Below are 20,645 nucleotides of genomic sequence, written 5' to 3'. Positions count from 1 at the left end.
GTATTTCAAAACTAGGCTTGCTGCTTGTTCTAGTGATTTTGGTCAGTGCTTGCTCTACTTCCGACATCTTACCCAAGTCTTCAGAAGCCCATCAAAATCTTTACGGTTCTTACATCGAATTGGATCTAAAGCGCAGCTCGAAAGTGCCCAAGGTGGTAGGTGAACTGATTTCAGTGAACGATAGCAGTATCTTCATCATTCATGGTGAGGATGGAGAAGTAGATCATGTAGAGGTGATGATCGATCAGATTCAAGGCTTTCGGGTCTATATGTTCGAGCCTGAGTATCCGGTATGGTCCAATATTGCGCTCTCGCTAATGCCTATAAGTCATGGCATTGTAGGTGTAGTTAGTTTGCCCGTCAATGTGGTGACTATGGGAGTAGTTAATGACCAGGTTAAGGATCGGGCTTCCCACACGGATTACGAAATTCCCCTGTCGGAGCTCTACCACTTTGCGCGCTTCCCTCAGGGTTTTCCGCCTAATTTGAAATTTGAAGAATTGAAAGCAGCCCCTTCGCGAAAGAAGAAAGGCTAAGCTTTTAGTTTTGTAAGACGATAGAGGTCTAGTCGTCGGTCTTTAAGGTTTCGGACGCTTCCAAATTCGTTGAGTTCTCGCAGTAGATTGATATCTAAATCTACTACCAGAATCATCTCCGCATTAGGGGTAGCTTCGGCCTTAATACCGGTGCTAGGGAAGGCAAAGTCGCAGGGTGTAAATACCATGGATTGGGCAAACTGAATATCCATATTACTCACTTTGGGTAAGTTGCCTACACTACCGGCAATAACCACATAACACTCGTTTTCAATGGCGCGAGCTTGAGCGGTATTGCGCACTCGGCTGTAACCATTTTGGGTGTCGGTAAGGAAGGGAACAAAAAGGATGTCCATGCCTTCTTCAGCCAAAATTCGGCTTAGTTCCGGGAACTCCACATCGTAGCAAATCAGAATACCTATTTTGCCACAATCGGTATCGAAGCTACGCAGGATGTCGCCGCCTTCCATACCCCAAACTCGTTCTTCGTCGGGGGTAACGTGAATTTTCTCAAAGCGATCCAGGCGACCATCACGATGGCAGAGATAGCCTACATTGCGAAGCTTATCATTCACAATTTCGGGCATGCTCCCGGTAATGATGTTGATATTGTAACTTACTGCCAATTGGGAGAAACGATTCACAATCTCTTCGGTATAGCCCGCCAATTTCCGAATAGCTTCCGACTCTTTTATTTCATTGTAAGCGGCCATTAAAGGCGCATTGAAAAACTCCGGGAAGAGGGCGAAATCGGAGTGATAGCCGGAAATAGAGTCTAGGAAGAATTCAGCTTGACTCATTAATTCGTCCAAGTCGCTATAGGGGCGCATTTGCCATTGTACCAAGCCTACGCGAATTACCCGAGTTTGGCTGCCAGGACCGGCACTGGGCTTTTCATAATACACATTGTTCCACTCCATCAAAACTGCATGGTCCAGAGATTCGGTGTCTCCTTCCAAATAGTTTTTGAGGATTTTCTTTACGTGGAAATCATTGTTGAACTGAAAATTGAGCACCGGATCTTCAATCTCCTTTGCTTTTACCTTTTCCAGGTATTGCAGAGGACTCAGTTCCTTGGCGTATAAATGGTATTTGGGCATTCGGGCCCCAAAGGCGATTCCCTTTAAATTGAGCTGTTCACAAAGCTCTTTACGGAAATCATAGAGTCGGCGGGCCAGGCGCAATCCGCGGTATTTAGGAGAAATGAAAACATCAATACCATAGAGCAGGTCACCGTCCTTTTTATGAGTCTTGAAGGTGTCATTACCAGTTACATCAGAGTAACTATGGTTTTTCTCGGTGATGCTGTCATCCTGCAAAACCGAAAGCGCACAACCCGCCAATTCGCCATTCACCTTTAAAATGACCTGCCCTTCCGGAAAGAGGGAAACCAATTTCTCGATTTCCTCTTTTTTCCAGTGAAGGCTATTCATGCCAGCATAGGCGGCATCCATTAAATCTTTTAAGGCTTGATAATCCTCGGCGTTTAAGTAGGCGAGTTCTACGTTTTCAATTGTTTCCATAATGCCTTTGGGCGTCTTTAGCTTTATTACCAGCCTAAGAGGTAAGCAAAGAGCAGTGGCGCAACTATAGTTGCATCACTTTCTACAATGAATTTCGGCGTATGAATGTCCAGTTTTCCCCAAGTGATTTTCTCATTGGGAACTGCTCCGGAGTAGGATCCGTAACTGGTGGTACTGTCGCTAATCTGGCAGAAATAAGACCAGAAAGGAGTATCAGTGCGTTCCATATCCTGATAAAGCATAGGTACTACACAAATTGGGAAGTCACCCGCGATACCACCACCGATCTGGAAAAAGCCAATACCATCTGTTCCGGCATTGTCCGTATACCAATCGGCCAGGAAAGTCATGTATTCAATTCCACTCTTCATGGTTGAAGCCTTGAGCTCTCCTTTTAAGCAATAAGAAGCGAAAATGTTCCCCATGGTCGAATCTTCCCAACCTGGAACGATGATGGGCAGGTTCTTTTCTGCCGCTGCCAGCATCCAGCTGTTCTTAGGGTCGATCTCATAATATTGTTGCAATACTCCGGAGTTCAGTAGCTTATACATAAACTCATGTGGGAAATAACGCTCACCCTTTGCTTCGGCATCCTTCCAGATTTCGAAGATGTGCTTTTGTAATCTACGGAAGGCTTCTTCTTCTGGAATGCAAGTATCGGTTACCCGATTTAGGCCACGCTCCAATAAATCCCATTCTTCTTTAGGGGTAAGATCGCGGTAGTGGGGTACGCGCTCATAGTGGCTATGAGCTACTAAATTCATTAAATCTTCTTCGAGGTTGGCACCAGTACAAGAGATGATTTGCACTTTATCCTGACGAATAATTTCAGCCAGACTTTTGCCCAGTTCAGCGGTACTCATGGCACCTGCCAGGGTAATCATCATTTTCTTGCCTTCTGCTAAATGCTTTTCATATCCTTTTGCGGCATCTACTAAAGCAGCAGCATTGAAGTGCTTGTAATGTTCCAGCATAAACTGGCCAATGGGTCCTTTATTTTCCATCTTCGAATTGATAGCTTAAAAGTTTGTAATACAGTTTGGCGGCTAAAAAATTAGAAGCCTTATGGGCCTTTTCTGGTGCCAGCTCTACGATGTCGAAGCCTACAACTTCTTTTTCGCGGAATACCCTACGCAGGTATTTTAAGGTTTCATACCAGCCCATACCGCCGGGTTCCGGAGTTCCGGTAGCGGCTAAAATTGATGGATCAAAAGCATCCAAGTCAATGGTGAGGTAAACCTTATCAGTAAGTCGGGCAATGGATTCATCCATCCAGCGATCATGACCCCACATTTCGTGAGCATAAAAGCAATTACCTTCTTGCACATATTGTTTTTCATCCGCATCCATGCTGCGAATGCCTACTTGCACCAAATTGCAATTCTGACTGGCGTCAAATACCGCGCAGGCATGGTTATAGGGGCTGCCGTGATACTCAGGACGTAAATCCGCATGGGCATCAATTTGCAGCACGCTTAAATTATCATGATGCTCGTAAAAAGCCTTAATTACCCCTATGCTGATACTGTGCTCACCGCCAAAGAAGGTGAGGTACTTGCCTGTTTTTAGGAGTTCTTGGGTCTTTTTGTAAACGGTCTCAAATACGGCTTCCGGACTGGAGTCTTCGCGAATGGGATCCAGGATATGCACTCCTTGTTTGTAGACTTCCGAATCGGTTTCGATATCGTAAACCTCCATATTGTCGGTAGCATCTAGGAAGGATTCAAAGCCCTGGTCGGCACCCTTGCCCCAGGTACTGGTTCCGTCGTAGGGAATGGATTGTAAAAGAATGCGCGCTTTGTCGTAATCGCCCCATTCTTCTTCTACACCGGCGTAAATTCTCATTTGTAACCTAATAGTTTAAACATTTCTTCTGCCGACTGCTCATTGCGGTATACATAGTCGACGATATTGCCTTTCTCATCCCGATCGATAATCACATGCTTAGGGGAAGGGATCAGGCAATGCTTAATGCCACCATAACCTGAAATGGCATCTTGATAAGCTCCGGTGTGGAAGAAACCAATGTAAAGTGGCTCTTCATCATTATCATCGTAGGTAGGCAGTAATACTTCCTGGTTCAGCTCATCGGAATTATAGTAATCCGAGTGATCACAGCTAATTCCACCAATATTTACCCTTTGGTATTCGTGATCCCATTTATTGATGGGCAGGAGAATGAACTTTTCGTGAATACTCCAGGCATCAGGAATAGTGTTCATCAAGCTGTTATTGATGATATACCAGCTTTCGGTATCGTTCTGTTTCTTTTGCTCCAGTACCTTGAAGATGATCGCTCCTGATTCACCAACGGTGTATTTTCCAAATTCGGTGAAGATATTGGGATGAGGCACTTCCTCTGCATCGCAGGCATCGCTGATGTTTTGCACGATTTCACGAATCATGTATTCGTAATCGTACTCAAAACCCAGATTGTTGCGAATCGGGAATCCACCACCCAAATTGAAATGAGTGAGGCTATCTGCTCTCTTCTTGAGTTCGGTATAAAGTTTAATGGCACGCTTAAATTCACCCCAGTAGTAGAGGCTGTCTTTAATGCCCGAATCCACAAAGAAGTGCAGCATTTTAAGCTCAACCTGTGGATTGTCTTTGATGTGATTCTCGTAAAAATCCAGCATTTCGTTATGACGAATGCCTAATCGAGAAGTGTAATAGCTCGACTGCGGTTCTTCATTAATGGCCATCCGCAGACCGATCTTAATTTTATTATCACCAGCGAACTTCATTAATCGCTCCAGCTCCGTCATGCTATCCAATACCACAATGATATTCTCAAAACCGAGCTCATGCATTTTCACGATCTTCTGAAGATAGTCGTCGGTTTTATAGCCATTGTTTACGATATAGCGATCCTTGGTAAACTTACCTTCCTTGTAGAGATTGAGAATAAGGTCAATGTCGAAAGAGGAGGAGGTTTCCAGGTTAACATTATGCTTTAGCGCCTCGCTCACCACATGTGAAAAGTGATTGCACTTGGTACAATAACAGAATTGATATTCCCCTCGGAAGGAAGAGCGTTTGATGGCACGATTAAAGAGATTACGCGCTTTTTTGATCTGATCGCCAATCTTAGGCAGATAGATAAAACGGAAAGGAGTTCCGTATTTGTCAATCAGGTGCTTAAGCGAAATTCCATGAAAGGTGAGTTGGTCATCACGCAAGTCAAAACCTTCCTGTGGAAAATAATAGGTCTGATCGATCAGATCAAAGTAGGTGTTTTTCATTTACCGTTCGGCTTATTTAGGGTTGTCGTTTGCTGCAGTTTCTACAGTGAGTTGCTTAATGTCGCGGTCAAATAAATACAGTCCGCCTTTATCGTTTCCGATCAAATTGATTTTATCCAAAATAGTGCGAGCTACCGCTTCTTCTTCGATTTGCTCGGCAACATACCATTGCAAGAAGTTATGGGTAGCATAGTCTTTTTCTTCTAAAGCAGTGTGAACCAATTCATTGATGCTGGCCGATACCTTTAGTTCATGCTCAAAGAGTTCTTGAAACATATCTTTAAAAGTACCAAAGTCTGATTTAGGGGCTTTTAATTCAGAAACTACAGCGTGACCACCGCGCTCGTTTACGAATTTCACCAGCTTTAACATGTGTAGACGTTCCTCATCCGATTGTTCGTACATAAAAGAGGCAACCCCTTCTAAACCTTGTACTTCGGCCCAGGAGGCCATGGCTAAATATACTTGTGAGGAGATGGCCTCCACTTGAATTTGGTTGTTTAGCGCTGAAGCTAATTTTTCTGATAGCATGCGTAAAATTTTAGCAAATATCGCATCTGCACGTGGTTTCTTAAAATGAATAATGCAATTGCAATTTAAGCTCTATTTGAGCATTAGAATAATAAATATCATCGGCATAAGCAAGTTTGGCTTCAGCCTGCCATTTTCTTGACTTCCAGCGACTATAGATAGAGAGTCGAAGGCTCTGGCCACGGTAGGCAGGAATCGAAAAGCTTCTCAATAAGTCGGGCTCATAATCGTAAAAGACTGCTATCCCAGCGGGATCATTGGCCATGCTTAAGCTTAAACTATGGCGCCAGGACCCAAATTTGTAGGTCCATTGTTGTGAAAGAAAGCTGGCTACTTGATTCCAATTTTCGGGTAGTAGATAAAATTGTATGGAACTGCGACTGCTCCAAGCGCTACTAAGCTGAAGCTTGTGCACAAATCGAATTTGCCAGTTTTCGACACTGCTTCTGCTAAGGGCAGGATCTCCTTTGAAACTAGTTCCATCCCATTTTTCGTCTTTCTGATGGCGAAGTCGGAGTTCTAGACTTTGGGAGGATTTAGGTCGCCATTCCTGGATAAAACTAATGCGCTTTCCGGCAGAAGGGCCTTCAATTTGGTAGCGGGGCCAGGGGAATGCATAATAGTCTACTTCCACTAAGCTCCGCAACTGGTAGGTCCAATTGGCTTCAATTTGATGCAGGATTCCAAATTCACCGGCGCTGCCACTACGTGCACGGGCATCATTCCAGAAACCTTGATAATTAACTTGAAATTTGCGCCAGGCTTGCCTGATTTTAAATCGCTCCCACCAGTTGCGCTCCCAGCCGATATATAGAGCCCAGTCTGCCTCCTGGTCCATGGCCCATTCTCCAAATAGGTGAAATTGCTGCCAAAGTAATTGCCCGGCCAGAGCATAGCCATAATAGCTTTTTCCCACAACTTTATGGCTTTCACTTAAGTCCGAGGCTTCCATTAGGGGGATGGCGAAATAATGCTGATGATGCAAAAAGCTTAGATCAAAATTCTTTCCCTCATAGTGCAGAGCCATGCCCAGAGATTTTAATGAAACTTGATCTTTAGAGCTGAGTTCTTTTTCATTGCGATGGTATCCGCCATTACGAATCATGGCCACCCTTCCTTCCTTGGTTTCAGTTAAACTGGCATCTAAGTCCCTAAAAGAAATAAAGGTTTCTGTCCTCCAAGCATCTTTTTGATAGCTGACCGCTACTCCTCGGAAGAACCTTTGCTCTTCACTGCCGCCAAAAGCACTGATCCCACGAGCATAAGCTGCGAATGCCTGATCAAATCCGGTGGCATGAAAGGCTGAGCCTGACCATAAGCTTAAACCTTGACCAAAACTAAAATGGAAGTCGCCTAAGATTAATTTTCGCCATTTGCCAGGACCTTGATATTGCAGATGGCCTGCCAGATGATCAAAGCCAAAAGGAAGATGCCAAGCTTCTCCCGGATCTTTTTGAAGGTTTAAGCCAATAGATAAGCCTGAGCGGTTCTGAGCTCGATACACCAATCGACTTTCAAGTGGATCCCCTAAATAGGTGTTTTTTTGATTTGCATCCAGATTCCGGCGATTAAGCTGCCAACGCCAGGCCAACTGATGTTCCCTGATGTTGCGGAAACTCTGCCAGCTTAAGCCATGGCTACTTTCTTTAGTCTGAAAGCTCAAATAGGGAGCAAGGAATTGGATTCTTTCTTTTTCAAAGCCCTTAATCAGGTTAAGCTCGGGAATTGATAATAATGCCCCGTATCGTTCACGGTATTGTAGAAGATTATGCACTTGAAAGACATTAAATAAACCGGTTTCCATTAATTGCTGTCGGCTCCACAAATTAATTTCAATGGGTCTTTGCTCCCAATTTTGCAATTGATTAGCCCATTGTTCTAGGGCCTCTGGACTTTGCTCAGCGAGGGAGCTTTGTTCCAATTGTTGCTCCCATAAGCTTTGAGCAACTAAGCCTTTGCAGATTAGCAAGGATAGGACGAAGGCCCGAATCATAACCAGCAATAGCTTAGGCTGATTTGCTGTCCTGCACCTAGGGCCTTTTGCCATTGAAATCCTAGATCCAATATCCAGGCCTTCCATCTAATACCCAAGCCCGCACGGTAATCCAGGTCTTGCTTTAATTTAAAACCCTGCCTTAGAAAGAGCCAATCTTTAAAATTATACTCCAGTGCAAAAGCCCCAAAGCCCGGACTCTGTTGAGGTAGACTTATCCCCATCAATAGCCTTAAACCGCTAAAGCCCTGAAAGCTCATTTGACTATCCAAACTAAGCTTTGCTCCTAAAGGCACCTTAGCAATTTGCAGTCGATTGGCCCATTGCCAGTTTGCACTGGGGTGATAATCCCAATAAAGCTGACTATTCAGATGATAGGATTTATCCTTTTCCACAATTTGTTTTTGCTGTAAATCCATGCGAATTCCCATGGCCATTTTAGAGCTGAGTTCCAGTCCGAAAGCCAAGGCTAACATCTGTTCTCTATAGTTCAGCGGTCCCCATTGCTGCAGAAGAATACCATAATGTTTGCCCTGGGCAGCACGACCAAAACTTAGGCTGGCTTCATTGAGGTCTTTTAAGCCAGGCCATATACAGGAATGCAATGCTAGCCTTTGTTTGTACTGGGTTTTATTAGCAGGGTTGGCGATAATCAAGGCTTGAGGGCCGAGTAAATTGAGATCCGCCAAAGCAGCACTGTAAGCCTGAAAAGTTTGGCTGCTCAGGCTAATGGGGATGAAGACTATGATCAGATAGAATCGCATGAGCCAAATCTAGGAGGAGGCCCAAGCATTACTGCGATGGCAAACGTTTACTAATCCGCTTTAAACGCTTGTCTAAATTTGGTTTAATTCGGCATTGGCAATACCTTTCGCAGATGGCCCGTGCTCAGCATTTTCTCGCATTTTTACTTTTTGCTTGCCTTTGGTCCGCCAAGGCACAAGAAGCTGCATTTGAGCGTATTGGCTTGGAAGAAGGTCTGCCTACCCTCAGTATAACCGATATGGTGCAAGGGCCGGAGGGCTTTATCTGGATGGCTAGTGAAGGCGCCGGCTTGCTGCGCTATGATGGCTATCGCTTTGAGAATTTTGGTCTGAAGGAATTTCCTTTAATCAATCAAGTTGTTCGCAGTTTCAAAGGAGAGCGTCTATATATTCAGGATGGTCGTCGTTTGGCAGAGTTTCAGGGCAAGGACTTTAAATTAATATCCCTACCTGAAGGAACTCAGATACTGGACATCTGTGATTTTCAAGGTCAGCTCTATGTGGCTCTATCTAATGGCTTATATCATTGGGATGGGGATTCCCTTTTCTTTCATTCAGCATTGCCCGATGGCTTTAAGGATTTGGGGCAAATTGAGGATCAATTGGTGCTTTGTACATCAGATGCGCTTTATACTTGGCAAGACGCCTGGCAGCAATTAGATAGCAGTGCTTATATAAGTTTGGCAGCCGGTAAAGCTGATTTTTATCTGGCCCACGGCAAGCTCTATAATTTAAAGACCGCCCCTCTAGGACCAGACCAACAAAGAGGAGATAGTATTGCCTTTGCCTTAAGTACGCCTTCCTTGAATGTCTTTGTAGATAGGCAAAATGTCTATCTGCAAGGTCGAGATGAATCTGATCTTTCAGGATTCTATAGCAATGATTACCAGGGCTATTTTAGTGCCTCAGAGATCAAGAATATCTACAGCTTTCAAGGTTTGGTTCTTTTAAGTACCAGCCGTGGAATCTTCAAAATGCAAAGTCCTTTTTTCAAGGAATTTGGTCGGAAAATGCCATTACTGAACCTTTCGGTAGATGAGAATAAGGTTTTCTTGGGAACCCCCTTTGGATTAGAGGTTTGGCCTTTTCAAAAAGTAATTTCATTGAAGGGCCTGGTCTTGGCTTCATTGGTTGAAGGTGATACTATATACATCGCCACCGAAGCGGGTTTATATTATAAAATTGAAGGACAGGAAGTTATTCATTCCACCCCTATTGATGGCTTTGTATTTAGTATCGGCAAAGGAAATGGAGAAATTTGGGCTGCAGGTAGCAGTGGTATTTGGCGCTTAAAGTCCGGGCAATGGCAAAGAATCTTATCCGATGAAGAGCTGGGTTTTGCTAGCATTTTTTCCATCCAATATCTGCCTCAAGATGGTTTTTGGTTTGCCTCTTATACTCAGGGACTCTGGCATTTTGATGGCAGTAATTGGCAGCATTATCAAGAGCTGGCCGGAGTAAATCTGGATAGCATAGGTATGAGTGCCATACAGCCAATGCCCGGTAAGCGTTTAGCGGTAGGGACCATCAGTAATGGCCTGTATATCATTGATCGCTCAAATTCAAAGGCCCATATCTACAGCCTTAAAGATTTGGAGTTTGCGGAAATTCGAGCCTTTGCTTTGAGTGAAGGTGAATTGTGGATTGGTACCAATAAAGGTCTGGTAAGTTTATCTGATGTAAAGGAAAGTCATAAGGCGGGCGAGTCGGCACAGATCCATTTCTTTGGTCCTCCGGTTAATGGGGGCGCACTAAAGGAAAGGGAAGGCGAGCTCTATGCCGCCGGTGAAGAAGGTCTGTTTATTTGGGATCTTAAACGCTTTAAGCAATACCATCATCCGGGGGTTTTAGCACTGTTGGAAGCGGAATTATTAAGGGAGGAAAATGCGGCGGACCTAGATATGTGGCCAAGCGAAGCTTTCAGTGGATTAAGGGAGTTTACGGAGTTGGATCACGATCAAAACTACCTCCGCTTTCGCTATGGCTTGCGCAGCATTTTATTACCTGAATTGATTCAGTATCGCTATCGATTACTGGGGCAAAGTGATAATTGGACCTATGCTGGTACCCGTCGTGAAGCCTTGTTTAGTGATTTAAAAGCAGGCCGCTATACTTTGGAAGTTGAGTCGCGTTATCCCTGGCAAAGCTGGGCTTTAAGTGCGAAGCCTTATGTTTTTGTTGTGAAAGAGGCGGTTTGGCGTACTTGGTGGTTTTGGTCTTTGATTGCTTTGGCGCTTTTTGCTTTGGCCTATGTTTATCTGCGCGATCGTTGGCAAAGAAGGGAGGAGCGTTTACGCCTGGAAAATGACCTTTTGGAAATGGAACGTAAGGCCCTGCGCTTGCAGATGAACCCCCATTTTATCTTTAATGCCCTGGATAGTATTTCCAGTTTTATCTTTAAGCAGGATCCGAAGATGGCAGTGCGTTATCTCAACAATTTCGCAAAATTGATGAGGCTAACCCTTGAATCATCAATGGAGCATATTCATCCGGTAGAAACAGAGGTTTCGGTTTTGAAGAACTATCTTGAATTAGAAAAGCTACGTTTCAATAATAAGTTTGAGTACGAGATTGAAGTCGATGAGGAACTGGATTATGATATTGGACTTCCACCCATGTTAATTCAGCCTCATGTAGAAAATGCGATCTTGCATGGACTTAAGCCTAAAGAAGGGAATGGCTTTATTCATATCAGCTTTAAGCTGGATGGAGACCTACTTTGCTGCACGATTGAAGATGATGGAATTGGCAGGGAAAAAGCCAAAGAATTGCCGAATAAGAAGGCGCATCGCAGCATGGCAACTCAGATTAATAAGGATAGGATCGATCTCCTGAAACGATCCATGAACGATGTGATCGATCTAAAGATCATTGATAAATACAACCAACAAGGGGAGGCCTGTGGCACTAAGGTGATCATACGTTTACCCGCTCAAGAATTATAAATATGCTCAGAGCAGTTATTATCGACGACGAACAAAATTCGCGCGAAGCCTTAGTGGGGAAACTGGATTTATTTTGCCCTGAATTGGAAATTGCCGGACAAGGTGGTTCCGTGCAAGAGGGCTTGGATCTTCTGGATCAGGAAGATATAGACGTTCTTTTCCTGGATATTGATTTGGCAGGCGAAAGTGGCTTCGACCTTTTAAATGGCCTTATGGCAGATGAGACGAAGAAGCATCCGGCCGTAATATTTATTACCGCCCACGATGAATTCGCTATCCAAGCGATCAAGTTTAGCGCTCTCGATTATCTTCTTAAACCTGTAGATCCGGAAGAATTGGTTAAGGCCGTCCGCAAAGTGGAAAGTGAAAAGGGCCTTCCTAAAAGAGCTAGTAATTTCAATGTACTAGTAGAGAATATCCGTCAGGCCTCAGATTCCCCTAAAAAGATTGTGGTGCCTACTTCGGATGGTATGCACGTAATTCGATTGACCGATATTATCCGTTTGGAGAGTAGCTCCAATTACACCACTTTCTTCTTGAATGGTCAAAAGAATCTCCTGGCATCCAAAACCTTAAAGGAATTTGATATGATGTTGGAAGGTTATAATTTCCTACGCATCCACAAATCCCATTTGGTGAATGTGAACTATCTGAAGAAGTATGTGCAAACGGATGGAGGCTACCTTATTTTGGAAGACGGTAGTCGAATTCCGGTAGCCAACCGAAAAAAGGAGCAGTTAATGACCCTTTTGAAAAACCTTTAGGAATTCAGCTTTTCGCGAGAAGCGATCACCTTGGCTTTTAAGCCTTCCTTATAATCGATGATATTTTGAAGCACTTCCGGAACGTGGCTGCCTATGATTTGGGCGGCCAAAATTCCGGCATTTTTGGCTCCGTCTAGGGCTACCGTTGCCACAGGCACTCCGCTCGGCATTTGCAGGATTGACAAAACGGAGTCCCAGCCATCAATAGAGTTGCGGCTTTTTACAGGTACACCAATCACAGGAAGAGGGCTCATAGAAGCTACCATTCCGGGTAAATGCGCTGCACCACCTGCACCGGCAATAATCACCTTAATTCCTTTTTCATGAGCGTTCTTCGCAAAGTCGAACATGATTTCCGGGGTACGGTGGGCCGAAACGATATTTACTTCGGCCTCAACACCTAATTCTTTAAGTACATCCAGGGCTTCTTGCATTACAGGCAGGTCGCTCTGGCTTCCCATGATTACACTTACTTGGGCGCTCATTGACTGATAACTTTAATTTTTTCTTTTACGATACGGGCTTTGGCGCGGGCGGCTTCTAAGTCGGGGTCGATTATTGTAACATGACCCATTTTCCGGAAGGGACGAGTTTCCGCCTTCCCATAGAGGTGCACATACACACCGCTCAAAGCCATAATTTCTTCAATACCCTCATAATATACCGGGCCGGTATAATCCTCATCACCTACCAGGTTTACCATCACCGCAGGTTGAATGGTCTCGGTAGAACCTAAGGGAAGGTCTAAAATGGCACGTAAATGCTGCTCAAATTGAGAGCTTACATTGCCTTCAATACTAAGGTGCCCTGAATTGTGAACGCGGGGTGCTACCTCATTTATCAGGATCATTCCGTCTTTGGTGAGGAACATCTCTACCGCCAGAATACCAACAATGCCCAACTTTTCGGCAACCATTCGGGCTAATTCTTGGGCCTTGTCGCTTATAGCTTCTTCTACATTTCCGGGGCTGAAGACATATTCTACTAAATTGGCTTCGGGGTGGAAATCCATCTCTACCGTAGGGAAGGAGCGGCACTCACCATTAGCGGAGCGGGCTACTACTACAGCCAGTTCCTTCTCAAAGGGAACCATGCTTTCTGCTAGACAAGGTACATCGGGTAAAGTTTCCAAATCTGCTTTCTTGCGAATCATAGCTACCCCGCGGCCATCAAAACCGCCAGTGCTCTGTTTCCATACAAATGGAAAGGGAACTTGTTGCTTGTTGATGGCTGTCATCAGTTCCGCTTTGTTTTCGAAGCTGATGAAATCCGCGGTGGGGATAAGGTTTTCCTTATAGAAATTCTTTTGGCGAATTTTACTTTGAATCAAGCGAATAATATGGGGCTGTGGAAACACCTTCTTGCCTTCCTCTTCCAGCTTTTGAAGAGCCTCAACGCTTACATTTTCAATTTCGATGGTCAGCACATCGCAGTTTTGTCCGAACTGATAAACGGTATCAAAATCTGTAAGTGAACCTACAGTAAATTCATTGCTTCCCAGTCTGCAAGGTGCTACCTCACTAGGGTCGAGAACCGAGGTTCCAATATCCAATCGTCGGGTTTCTTGCAGCAGCATTTTACCTAGCTGCCCGCCGCCAACAATTCCTAATCTGAAATCTGAAGAGTAGTAATTCTTAGTGTTCATTTGTTTCCTTCCAAATCCCGACTTCTGCCAGGGGGTGTACCATAAATTGACGACCGCTTTTAACTTCGTCACATTTGTAGCGCTTACGACTTTTGGGTCCTTTCTTAAAGATGCGACCATTAAGCACGAAGATTGCGCCGGGTTCTAAATCTTCGACAAAGGTACGAGGCTCTGCCGATTCTTGTTGATCGAATTCTTTGAGCACTCGCAGCAGCTGATGATCCGTGGCTGAGCTGGCATGTCCGCGGGCCAAACTGGCTCTAAAAGCGCGTTCTAATTTGATGGGGAAAATTTTGGCATCTAAAAAAGGACTGCCGATTTCACGAAAGCAAAATTGCCATTCTTCACCATGTGCTTTAATCTTCCGGCCAAATTTATCGAAGGCCACTAGGTGAGCGTATTCGTGTAAGAGGGTTATTAGAAAAGCATAGGGGTTGAGGTCGCCATTCACCGAAATGCGATGCGCTTCTCCTTTTTGCGGATAGCGATAATCGCCAAATTTGGTTTTCCGGGGCTTGCTAACTTTTAACTGCAAGGGATAGCGATCCAGTAAAGGACGGAGGAGCTCCAAACTGCCGGTAGGCAGGTATTTGTTGAGGGCCGCAAAAGGATCCGGTCCTTTCTTCATCGAAGCTCAGTTTTGCCCGGACAATTGCAAGGCTCCAATCCTCTGCAGGCGGTAAATGCCAAACAAAGCAGGAGGGCAATCAAGAAGGGGAGTTTTCGTAAAATGCCTTTCTTCATAATAAGAGCTCCGTGCAAAATTACTCTTATTTTCGCGATATGTTTTTCAACAAGTGGATTGAGTCTTTAGGGAAATACATAGTGCTATTGGGCCGCACTTTTCGTCGCCCTGAGAATGGCAAGATGTATTATAATGCCTTTTTGAGTGATCTGGATTTACTGGGCATTAACTCCCTGGGAATTGTGGCAGTAATCTCCTTATTCGTGGGAGCGGTTGTAACCATCCAAACGGCCTTTAATCTTGATGATCCACTGATTCCTGATTATTACATTGCTATCGCCACTCGCGAGAGTATTGTTCTGGAATTTTCTCCCACCATTATCAGCTTGATTTTAGCAGGTAAGGTAGGCTCCAATATTGCTTCTACCTTGGGGAGTATGCGCGTTTCCGAGCAGATTGATGCTCTGGAAGTAATGGGGGTGAATCCTGCATCTTATTTGATTGCACCCAAAATTGCAGCCCTTGCTTTCTTTAATCCGATCCTAATCATCATTAGTATGGCCCTGGGGTTAGTGGGGGGCTATTTAGCTTCCATTGGAGGGGTAATGTCGGCAGAGGACTACTATTATGGTCTTACGGTTGACTTCAATGCCTATCACATCACCTATGCTTTGATAAAAACCTTTGTTTTTGCATTTCTAATTGTAAGCATCAGTGCCTATTTCGGATTTTATGTCCGAGGCGGTGCTATAGAGGTGGGGATCAATGCCACCAAGGCGGTAGTGAGCAGCTCTGTGGCCATTATTGTAAGTAACTATATGCTAACCCAAGTATTACTGGTCTAATGATCGAAGTAAAGGAAATACGAAAGTCTTTTGGGGAGCATGAAGTGCTCAAGGGTATTGATGCTTCCTTTTACAAGGGGAAGACGAATTTAATTATTGGTCAGAGCGGATCCGGTAAAACGGTATTTCTAAAATCCTTGGTGGGTTTGCATGATATCGATTCGGGTGAGATTGAATACGATGGCACGGCTTTAGGCGATTTAAATCGCAAGGATCGTAAGAGTTTACGCACTGAAATGGGAATGGTGTTTCAAGGCAATGCCTTGTTTGATTCATTGACCATTGAAGAGAATGTAACCTTCGCCCTAAGTATGTTTAGTGGTATGTCGGCAGCGGAGAAAAAGGATCGGGCTGACTTTTGTTTGGAACGGGTGAATTTACCTGGTGTTAATCAGAAATTCCCATCCGAGTTATCGGGAGGTATGCAAAAGCGGGTGGCCATTGCAAGGGCCATTAGCATGAATCCGAAATATCTCTTTTGTGATGAACCGAACTCTGGCTTAGATCCCAAAACGGCTATTGTTATCGACCAGCTTTTACAGGAGATTACTCAGGAGTTTGAGATGACAACGGTAATCAATACCCATGATATGAACTCAGTAATTGAGATTGGGGATCATATCATTTTCATTAAAGACGGCAAGAAGGCCTGGCAGGGAACTGGTGAAGAGATTCTTGGTACCGACAATGCCGAGATTGTAGATTTCGTGTACAGTTCGGAGCTCTTCAAAAAAATTCGCCGCAAGGTTTAATATTTCTCAGGCCTGAACCAGGCTTTGAATTCTATCCTATTACTGTAAAAATAAAAAGCCGTCTCGGTTTGACCGAGACGGCTTTCTGAATCTAAAGCTTCTTCAGATTATTGAACCTGAAGTTTGATGGTTTTGTTTAAACCTTCGCCTTCAATTTGAAGTAGGTAAACACCAGGCTTCAAGTCGTTGAAGTTGAATTCACGACGTTCGTTTTCGTTCACGGTTACTTCATCGCTGTAGTGTACACGACCTACCATGTCGATAAGGTTTAAAGAGTAGGTACCACCTTGGTGGAATGCTACTGAACCTTCGCCATTGGTTGGGTTAGGATACACACTGAAGCGGTTGATATCATTTTCAGAGATGCTTACATCGTAACGTGGAGCATCAGCTACAGCTAAACGGATGATAGGAGCTTCGAAAGTAGTAGAGTTTAAGAAGCCACCGAACCAGTCACCGTCGCCAGTTTGGAATACTGCAGACTCGGAAGGCTGGAAGTATTGAGCGCTGTTAGCGATACGTACAACACCATCGGCTGCATTAGGGAAGAAGTTTACAATCACAAAGTAGGTTCCGGTAGGAACAGCCAAAGGACGGTCAACTTCAGTCCAGGTGCCATTGTCATAAACACTGTCTAAGGAGCTGAATGGGAAACGGATCAATCCACCGATAGAGTTAGCATTTAAGGTATAAGTGCGGGTAAATTCAGGAGTAGTTCCAGCTGGGAAACCAGCGTTGAAAGCAAAGCCTGTAGTATCGAAAAGACTGATTTCTAAGTCGGCAGTAGAGTCAGTACGAGCAGATAAGTAAATATCTACACCGTCTAAGAATACTAAACCAGAACCGGTGCTGTCAGAATCTTCGTTTTCTAAAGCGTAACGAGTACCAGCAGCTACCATATCACCTACAGCACTAGTAGTACCGAAGAAGTTGTCGATAGTTCCCCAATCTACACCATAGTTGTTTTCGCGAACGCTGAAGTTAACAGTGTCGGTAGCATTGGTAGTAGAAACAGAAAGGCTGTCAGAAGTAATTTTGTAAATGAAAGTATACTCATCAACAGCAGGAGGAGTCCAAGATGGAGTAGTTAAAGTGTTGAAGTCTAAGGTGTCCAACATTGGTAAAGAAGCACCAGCTGGAGAGCTCACAGTAGTTACAAGACCACCAGTTCCGTCGTAAATCTCTACTTCTAACTTGATGTTAGTTTGAGTTACAGAACCGTAGTTGTATACGTTAGCGTCGAAATTGATAGGAACAATTTGATCATCGTTCATTACACCGTATTTGGTGTATAATGGATTTCCGTTAAAGGTGATATCTTGAGGAGGAGCACCATTAAATTCGGTGAAACGGAAAGCATTTTCTGGAAGTGAACGTAATTCGATATCGTCTAACATCCAGTAGTAGTATCCAGTTCCATTAACGTTACCTGGCTTGTTTCCAGCGTAGATAAACTGAATCATAGCTTGAGCCTCACCACCGATGTAGCCAGAAACGTTGAAGGTTTCTACGCCATCAACTTCAGAATCTTCATTTACTTCGAGGGCATCGTATAATTCGATGGTATCGTTCCAGGTTTGACCAGCGTCTTTACTGAAAGCGATGAAGTAACGGCTGAAGAACTGACGAGCGTAAGAATTGATTCTTAATTCTACTGCAGTCTCACCACTAAGGTCGATGGTATCCGTTAACAAACGACCAATGTGAGGAGCAGGAGCAACGCCACTACCAGGATTGGTTTGGCTACCTGCGTTATCCAAGAAATCAGAATCGAAAATCACAAATCCGTTACTAGCTGTAGGGCTTACGATGGGACCAGTACCTTGGGCCCAAGCTCCTTGAGAACCTGTTGCGTTAGTAGGAACAGTATTGGGTCCGCGGTATTCCCAAGCAGAAAGCGCAGTGCTTCCGTTTTGTTGCCAAGTAGATGGAATGCCGTTAGAGAAGTCTTCGCTCCAGAAAGTAGTAGTCGTAGCTGCACTCTCGATTTGAGAGTTTTGGTTGTACCCGCGGTACTCTCGGTTAAGCTCTTGTTTTTCAATGAGAGCCGGCTTAATTGCCATTGGGGCTTTGTTTCCTTGACTCTGAGCCAGAAGGCTACCTGAGCCGATAAGAACGGAGCCCAAAAGGATAGCTGCTTTTTTCATACTATAGTTTATAGGGATTTAAACCACAATATTAGCGGGAAGTGCTAGCCTTTGCTTGTCATTAATTGCCCTTTATCACAATAGGGGGCAATAAAAAATCCCGATCTGCAGGATGCAAACCGGGATTTTAAATCTAAAGACTTGCGTTCTTACTTCACAGTGAGCTTCACAGTTTTATTCAAACGATCGCCTTTAACATTTACCATGTAAACACCCATTGGGTATTGGCTCATGTCGAATTCGATGGTTTCGTTAGCATTTACGCTCTCTTCGATAGAGATAACGCGGCTGCCAGTCATGTCTAATACTTCAATGGTATAGTTTCCACCTTCTGCAAATTCCATTTTGGTAGCACCTGCAGTTGGGTTAGGATACATAGTGAAGGCATCAAAGTTTTCTTCTTCTAAACCTTGTCCGGGCTGGTACTCAGCTACGTTCAAACGTAAGAAGGTTCCTTCGTGTACATCAGAAGTAAATCCACCATACCAGTTACCGTCAGCTAACTGCATTACAGTAGCGTATCCTGGCTGATCGAAAGATGCGTCATTCGCGATACGAATCACACCACCACTTGCATTCGGGAAGAAGTTGATGATCATCAAGTAAGGCTGAGCTGGTAATACTAATGGGTTACCGTTAGCATCGTTCAAGTCGAAATAAGCATTAGTTCCGATTAAAGAACCATTCAAGGTGAATGATTTACGGAAAGCAGCAGTAGCTCCAGCTGGGAATCCAGCGTTGAAAGCAAAACCAGTGGTATCGTAGAATGCAATCTCGATATCAGCAGTTGAGTCAGTTAATGAGCTCAACATAATATCTAAACCATCGATGTAGATTAAACCTGATCCTGGGTTGTTAGGATCTTCATTGGTCAAGTCGTACATCGCACCCATAGCAATGATCTCTGGGTTAGCTGAGTTAGTACCTACGTAGTTGTCTACCACATTACGGTCTGGAGAGTAAAGGGTGTTGTTTACGTAGAAAGCGAAAGTATCAGTAGCAGTAGTGGTAGCGCTGCTGATGCTGTCAGATACAGCTTTCCACACTAATAAGTAGCTAGCTTCTTGTGCTGGAGGAGTCCAGGTAGGAGTAGTTAAATTAGTGTAGTCACAAGTGTCACCTGAAGCTAAGTTGGCGCAACCAGGAGCTGAAATAGTGGTAACTAAGCTAGGAGTACCGGTTACGTCCCAAATTTCTACTTCTAAAGTAGCATTGGTTTGAGTTTGAGTACCGTAGTTAATGAAGTTACCGTCGAAGTTAACAGGAACAATTTGGTTCACGTTCATGATACCATACTTAGGATACTCGCCACCATTGTTATTGTAGATCATGTCTTGGGGTGGAGCACCGTTCCAAGCGGTGAAAGTGAACTGGTTTGCTGGAGGCGTACGTAATTCGATATCGTCGATCATCCAGAAGTAGTAACCGTTACCGTTGGTGTTACCAGGAGTTCCGTCGAAAATGAATTGCATTACTACTTGAGATTGACCACCAATGATAGAAGATACATTAGCTTGAGCAATGGCATTGTCAGCGGTAGCACCATTTACAGGAACTGTAGCATCGCTGTAGAATTCAATAGTATCAGTGTAAGTAGCTCCACCGTCGATTGAGAAAGCTACTAACCAATCGGCGTAAAAACGACGAGCATACATTTCGAATTTTAATTCGAGGTTGCTGTAGTTAGTACAATCAATGGTGTCGGTAATCAAACGACCAACGTGAGGAGCAGGAGCTAATCCTGAACCAGCATTGGCAGTGTTTCCATTGTCCAGATAATCGGAATCGAAAATCATGAACCCATTAGCCGCAGTTGTAGAAGCGATTGGGCTGTTAGATGGAGTGGCATTGTTGATGCCTGAATAATAACCACGAGATCCGGAAGCATTACTTGGAGTAGTACTTGGGCCGCGGTATTCCCACTGAGCAGTGGTTGGCGTACCATTTTGGCTCCAGTCGGCTGGAATGCCATTGGCAAAATCTTCACTCCATACGGTAGTGGAGGCACTGGACTCGATATTCTGAGTAGCGCGTTTTACATGCTTAACTGGAGCTTCGTTTGGCTCAATAGTAGGTTCAACTTGAGGAACCCCTTGAGCATTTACAGCCATAGCAGCAGTTAAGCTAAGAAATAGGATAGCTGTTTTCTTCATGTTCTTGAATTAAGGGTTATAACGTATTAACACTAGGGTAACAAAAATAACAAACAAATGGTTTACAGCAAGAAAAAAGGGAGCCCATTGAGCTCCCTTACTATTATTTAGACAGAT

General features: G+C 44.2%; 17 protein-coding genes. 5 read left to right on the top strand and 12 right to left on the bottom strand.

What is annotated here, in order from left to right; all coding sequences use genetic code 11:
* The first annotated feature begins 17 nt into the window (after window positions 1–17).
* Window positions 18–536, top strand: a complete 519-nt coding sequence (locus tag H4K34_RS05585) for a hypothetical protein (protein ID WP_210759839.1) — start codon at window positions 18–20, stop codon at window positions 534–536.
* Here the strand turns inward: H4K34_RS05585 and H4K34_RS05580 are convergent.
* From H4K34_RS05580 to H4K34_RS05550, 7 genes are read right to left on the bottom strand one after another with little or no spacing between them, the layout of a single operon-like run.
* Window positions 533–2,059: a carbon-nitrogen hydrolase family protein gene (locus tag H4K34_RS05580; RefSeq protein WP_210759838.1), complete on the bottom strand. Its 1,527-nt coding sequence runs from the start codon at window positions 2,057–2,059 to the stop codon at window positions 533–535. The genes H4K34_RS05585 and H4K34_RS05580 overlap by 4 nt on opposite strands.
* 26 nt (window positions 2,060–2,085) lie before the next feature.
* The gene (locus H4K34_RS05575; protein ID WP_210759837.1) at window positions 2,086–3,063 is read right to left on the bottom strand and encodes a deoxyhypusine synthase family protein; all 978 of its coding nucleotides are present in this window, start codon (window positions 3,061–3,063) and stop codon (window positions 2,086–2,088) included.
* Window positions 3,053–3,904 carry an agmatinase gene (gene speB / locus H4K34_RS05570; RefSeq protein ID WP_210759836.1) on the bottom strand — a complete coding sequence of 284 codons (852 nt, stop codon included), beginning with the start codon at window positions 3,902–3,904 and terminating at the stop codon, window positions 3,053–3,055. The genes H4K34_RS05575 and speB overlap by 11 nt, the downstream gene beginning before the upstream one ends.
* Window positions 3,901–5,304 (bottom strand): type III PLP-dependent enzyme domain-containing protein, encoded by a 1,404-nt coding sequence (locus H4K34_RS05565; RefSeq protein WP_210759835.1) that lies wholly within the window; start codon window positions 5,302–5,304, stop codon window positions 3,901–3,903. Before H4K34_RS05565 ends, speB begins: the two co-directional genes overlap by 4 nt.
* A 12-nt stretch (window positions 5,305–5,316) precedes the next feature.
* The gene (locus H4K34_RS05560; RefSeq protein WP_210759834.1) at window positions 5,317–5,835 is read right to left on the bottom strand and encodes a ferritin; all 519 of its coding nucleotides are present in this window, start codon (window positions 5,833–5,835) and stop codon (window positions 5,317–5,319) included.
* A gap of 40 nt (window positions 5,836–5,875) precedes the next feature.
* Window positions 5,876–7,828 carry a helix-hairpin-helix domain-containing protein gene (locus H4K34_RS05555; protein WP_210759833.1) on the bottom strand — a complete coding sequence of 651 codons (1,953 nt, stop codon included), beginning with the start codon at window positions 7,826–7,828 and terminating at the stop codon, window positions 5,876–5,878.
* Complete coding sequence (locus H4K34_RS05550; protein ID WP_210759832.1) at window positions 7,825–8,592, bottom strand: hypothetical protein; 768 nt, start codon at window positions 8,590–8,592, stop codon at window positions 7,825–7,827. The genes H4K34_RS05555 and H4K34_RS05550 overlap by 4 nt, the downstream gene beginning before the upstream one ends.
* A 68-nt stretch (window positions 8,593–8,660) precedes the next feature.
* Between H4K34_RS05550 and H4K34_RS05545 the strand changes: the two genes are divergently transcribed.
* Together H4K34_RS05545 and H4K34_RS05540 are read left to right on the top strand one after the other, a co-directional pair.
* Window positions 8,661–11,537 (top strand): sensor histidine kinase, encoded by a 2,877-nt coding sequence (locus H4K34_RS05545; RefSeq protein ID WP_210759831.1) that lies wholly within the window; start codon window positions 8,661–8,663, stop codon window positions 11,535–11,537.
* Between the two features lie 2 nt (window positions 11,538–11,539).
* On the top strand, window positions 11,540–12,301 hold the full coding sequence (locus H4K34_RS05540) for a LytR/AlgR family response regulator transcription factor (RefSeq protein ID WP_210759830.1): 762 nt from the start codon (window positions 11,540–11,542) through the stop codon (window positions 12,299–12,301).
* Here the strand turns inward: H4K34_RS05540 and purE are convergent.
* From purE to H4K34_RS05525, 3 genes are read right to left on the bottom strand one after another with little or no spacing between them, the layout of a single operon-like run.
* Complete coding sequence (gene purE / locus H4K34_RS05535; RefSeq protein WP_210759829.1) at window positions 12,298–12,786, bottom strand: 5-(carboxyamino)imidazole ribonucleotide mutase; 489 nt, start codon at window positions 12,784–12,786, stop codon at window positions 12,298–12,300. The two genes, H4K34_RS05540 and purE, sit on opposite strands and share 4 nt — an antisense overlap.
* The gene (gene purK / locus H4K34_RS05530; RefSeq protein ID WP_210759828.1) at window positions 12,783–13,946 is read right to left on the bottom strand and encodes a 5-(carboxyamino)imidazole ribonucleotide synthase; all 1,164 of its coding nucleotides are present in this window, start codon (window positions 13,944–13,946) and stop codon (window positions 12,783–12,785) included. The genes purE and purK overlap by 4 nt, the downstream gene beginning before the upstream one ends.
* Window positions 13,936–14,574, bottom strand: a complete 639-nt coding sequence (locus H4K34_RS05525) for a SprT-like domain-containing protein (protein ID WP_210759827.1) — start codon at window positions 14,572–14,574, stop codon at window positions 13,936–13,938. The genes purK and H4K34_RS05525 overlap by 11 nt, the downstream gene beginning before the upstream one ends.
* Window positions 14,575–14,729: 155 nt before the next feature.
* Between H4K34_RS05525 and H4K34_RS05520 the strand changes: the two genes are divergently transcribed.
* A complete protein-coding gene (locus H4K34_RS05520) occupies window positions 14,730–15,476 on the top strand; it encodes an MlaE family ABC transporter permease (RefSeq protein WP_210759826.1) in 747 nt (248 codons plus the stop codon).
* On the top strand, window positions 15,476–16,228 hold the full coding sequence (locus H4K34_RS05515) for an ABC transporter ATP-binding protein (protein WP_210759825.1): 753 nt from the start codon (window positions 15,476–15,478) through the stop codon (window positions 16,226–16,228). Before H4K34_RS05520 ends, H4K34_RS05515 begins: the two co-directional genes overlap by 1 nt.
* Window positions 16,229–16,335: 107 nt before the next feature.
* Here H4K34_RS05515 and H4K34_RS05510 read toward each other — a convergent pair whose 3' ends face one another.
* Entirely contained in the window at window positions 16,336–18,375 is a 2,040-nt protein-coding gene (locus H4K34_RS05510; protein ID WP_210759824.1) for a T9SS type A sorting domain-containing protein, read from the bottom strand.
* Between the two features lie 149 nt (window positions 18,376–18,524).
* Entirely contained in the window at window positions 18,525–20,528 is a 2,004-nt protein-coding gene (locus H4K34_RS05505) for a T9SS type A sorting domain-containing protein (RefSeq protein ID WP_210759823.1), read from the bottom strand.
* Window positions 20,529–20,645: the final 117 nt, after the last annotated feature.

Source organism: Croceimicrobium hydrocarbonivorans (genome assembly GCF_014524565.1).
Classification (GTDB): Bacteria; Bacteroidota; Bacteroidia; order Flavobacteriales; family Schleiferiaceae; genus Croceimicrobium; species Croceimicrobium hydrocarbonivorans.
The sequence above is the reverse complement of the archived record's forward strand: the minus strand, read 5'-3'. Positions and strand labels throughout refer to the sequence as shown.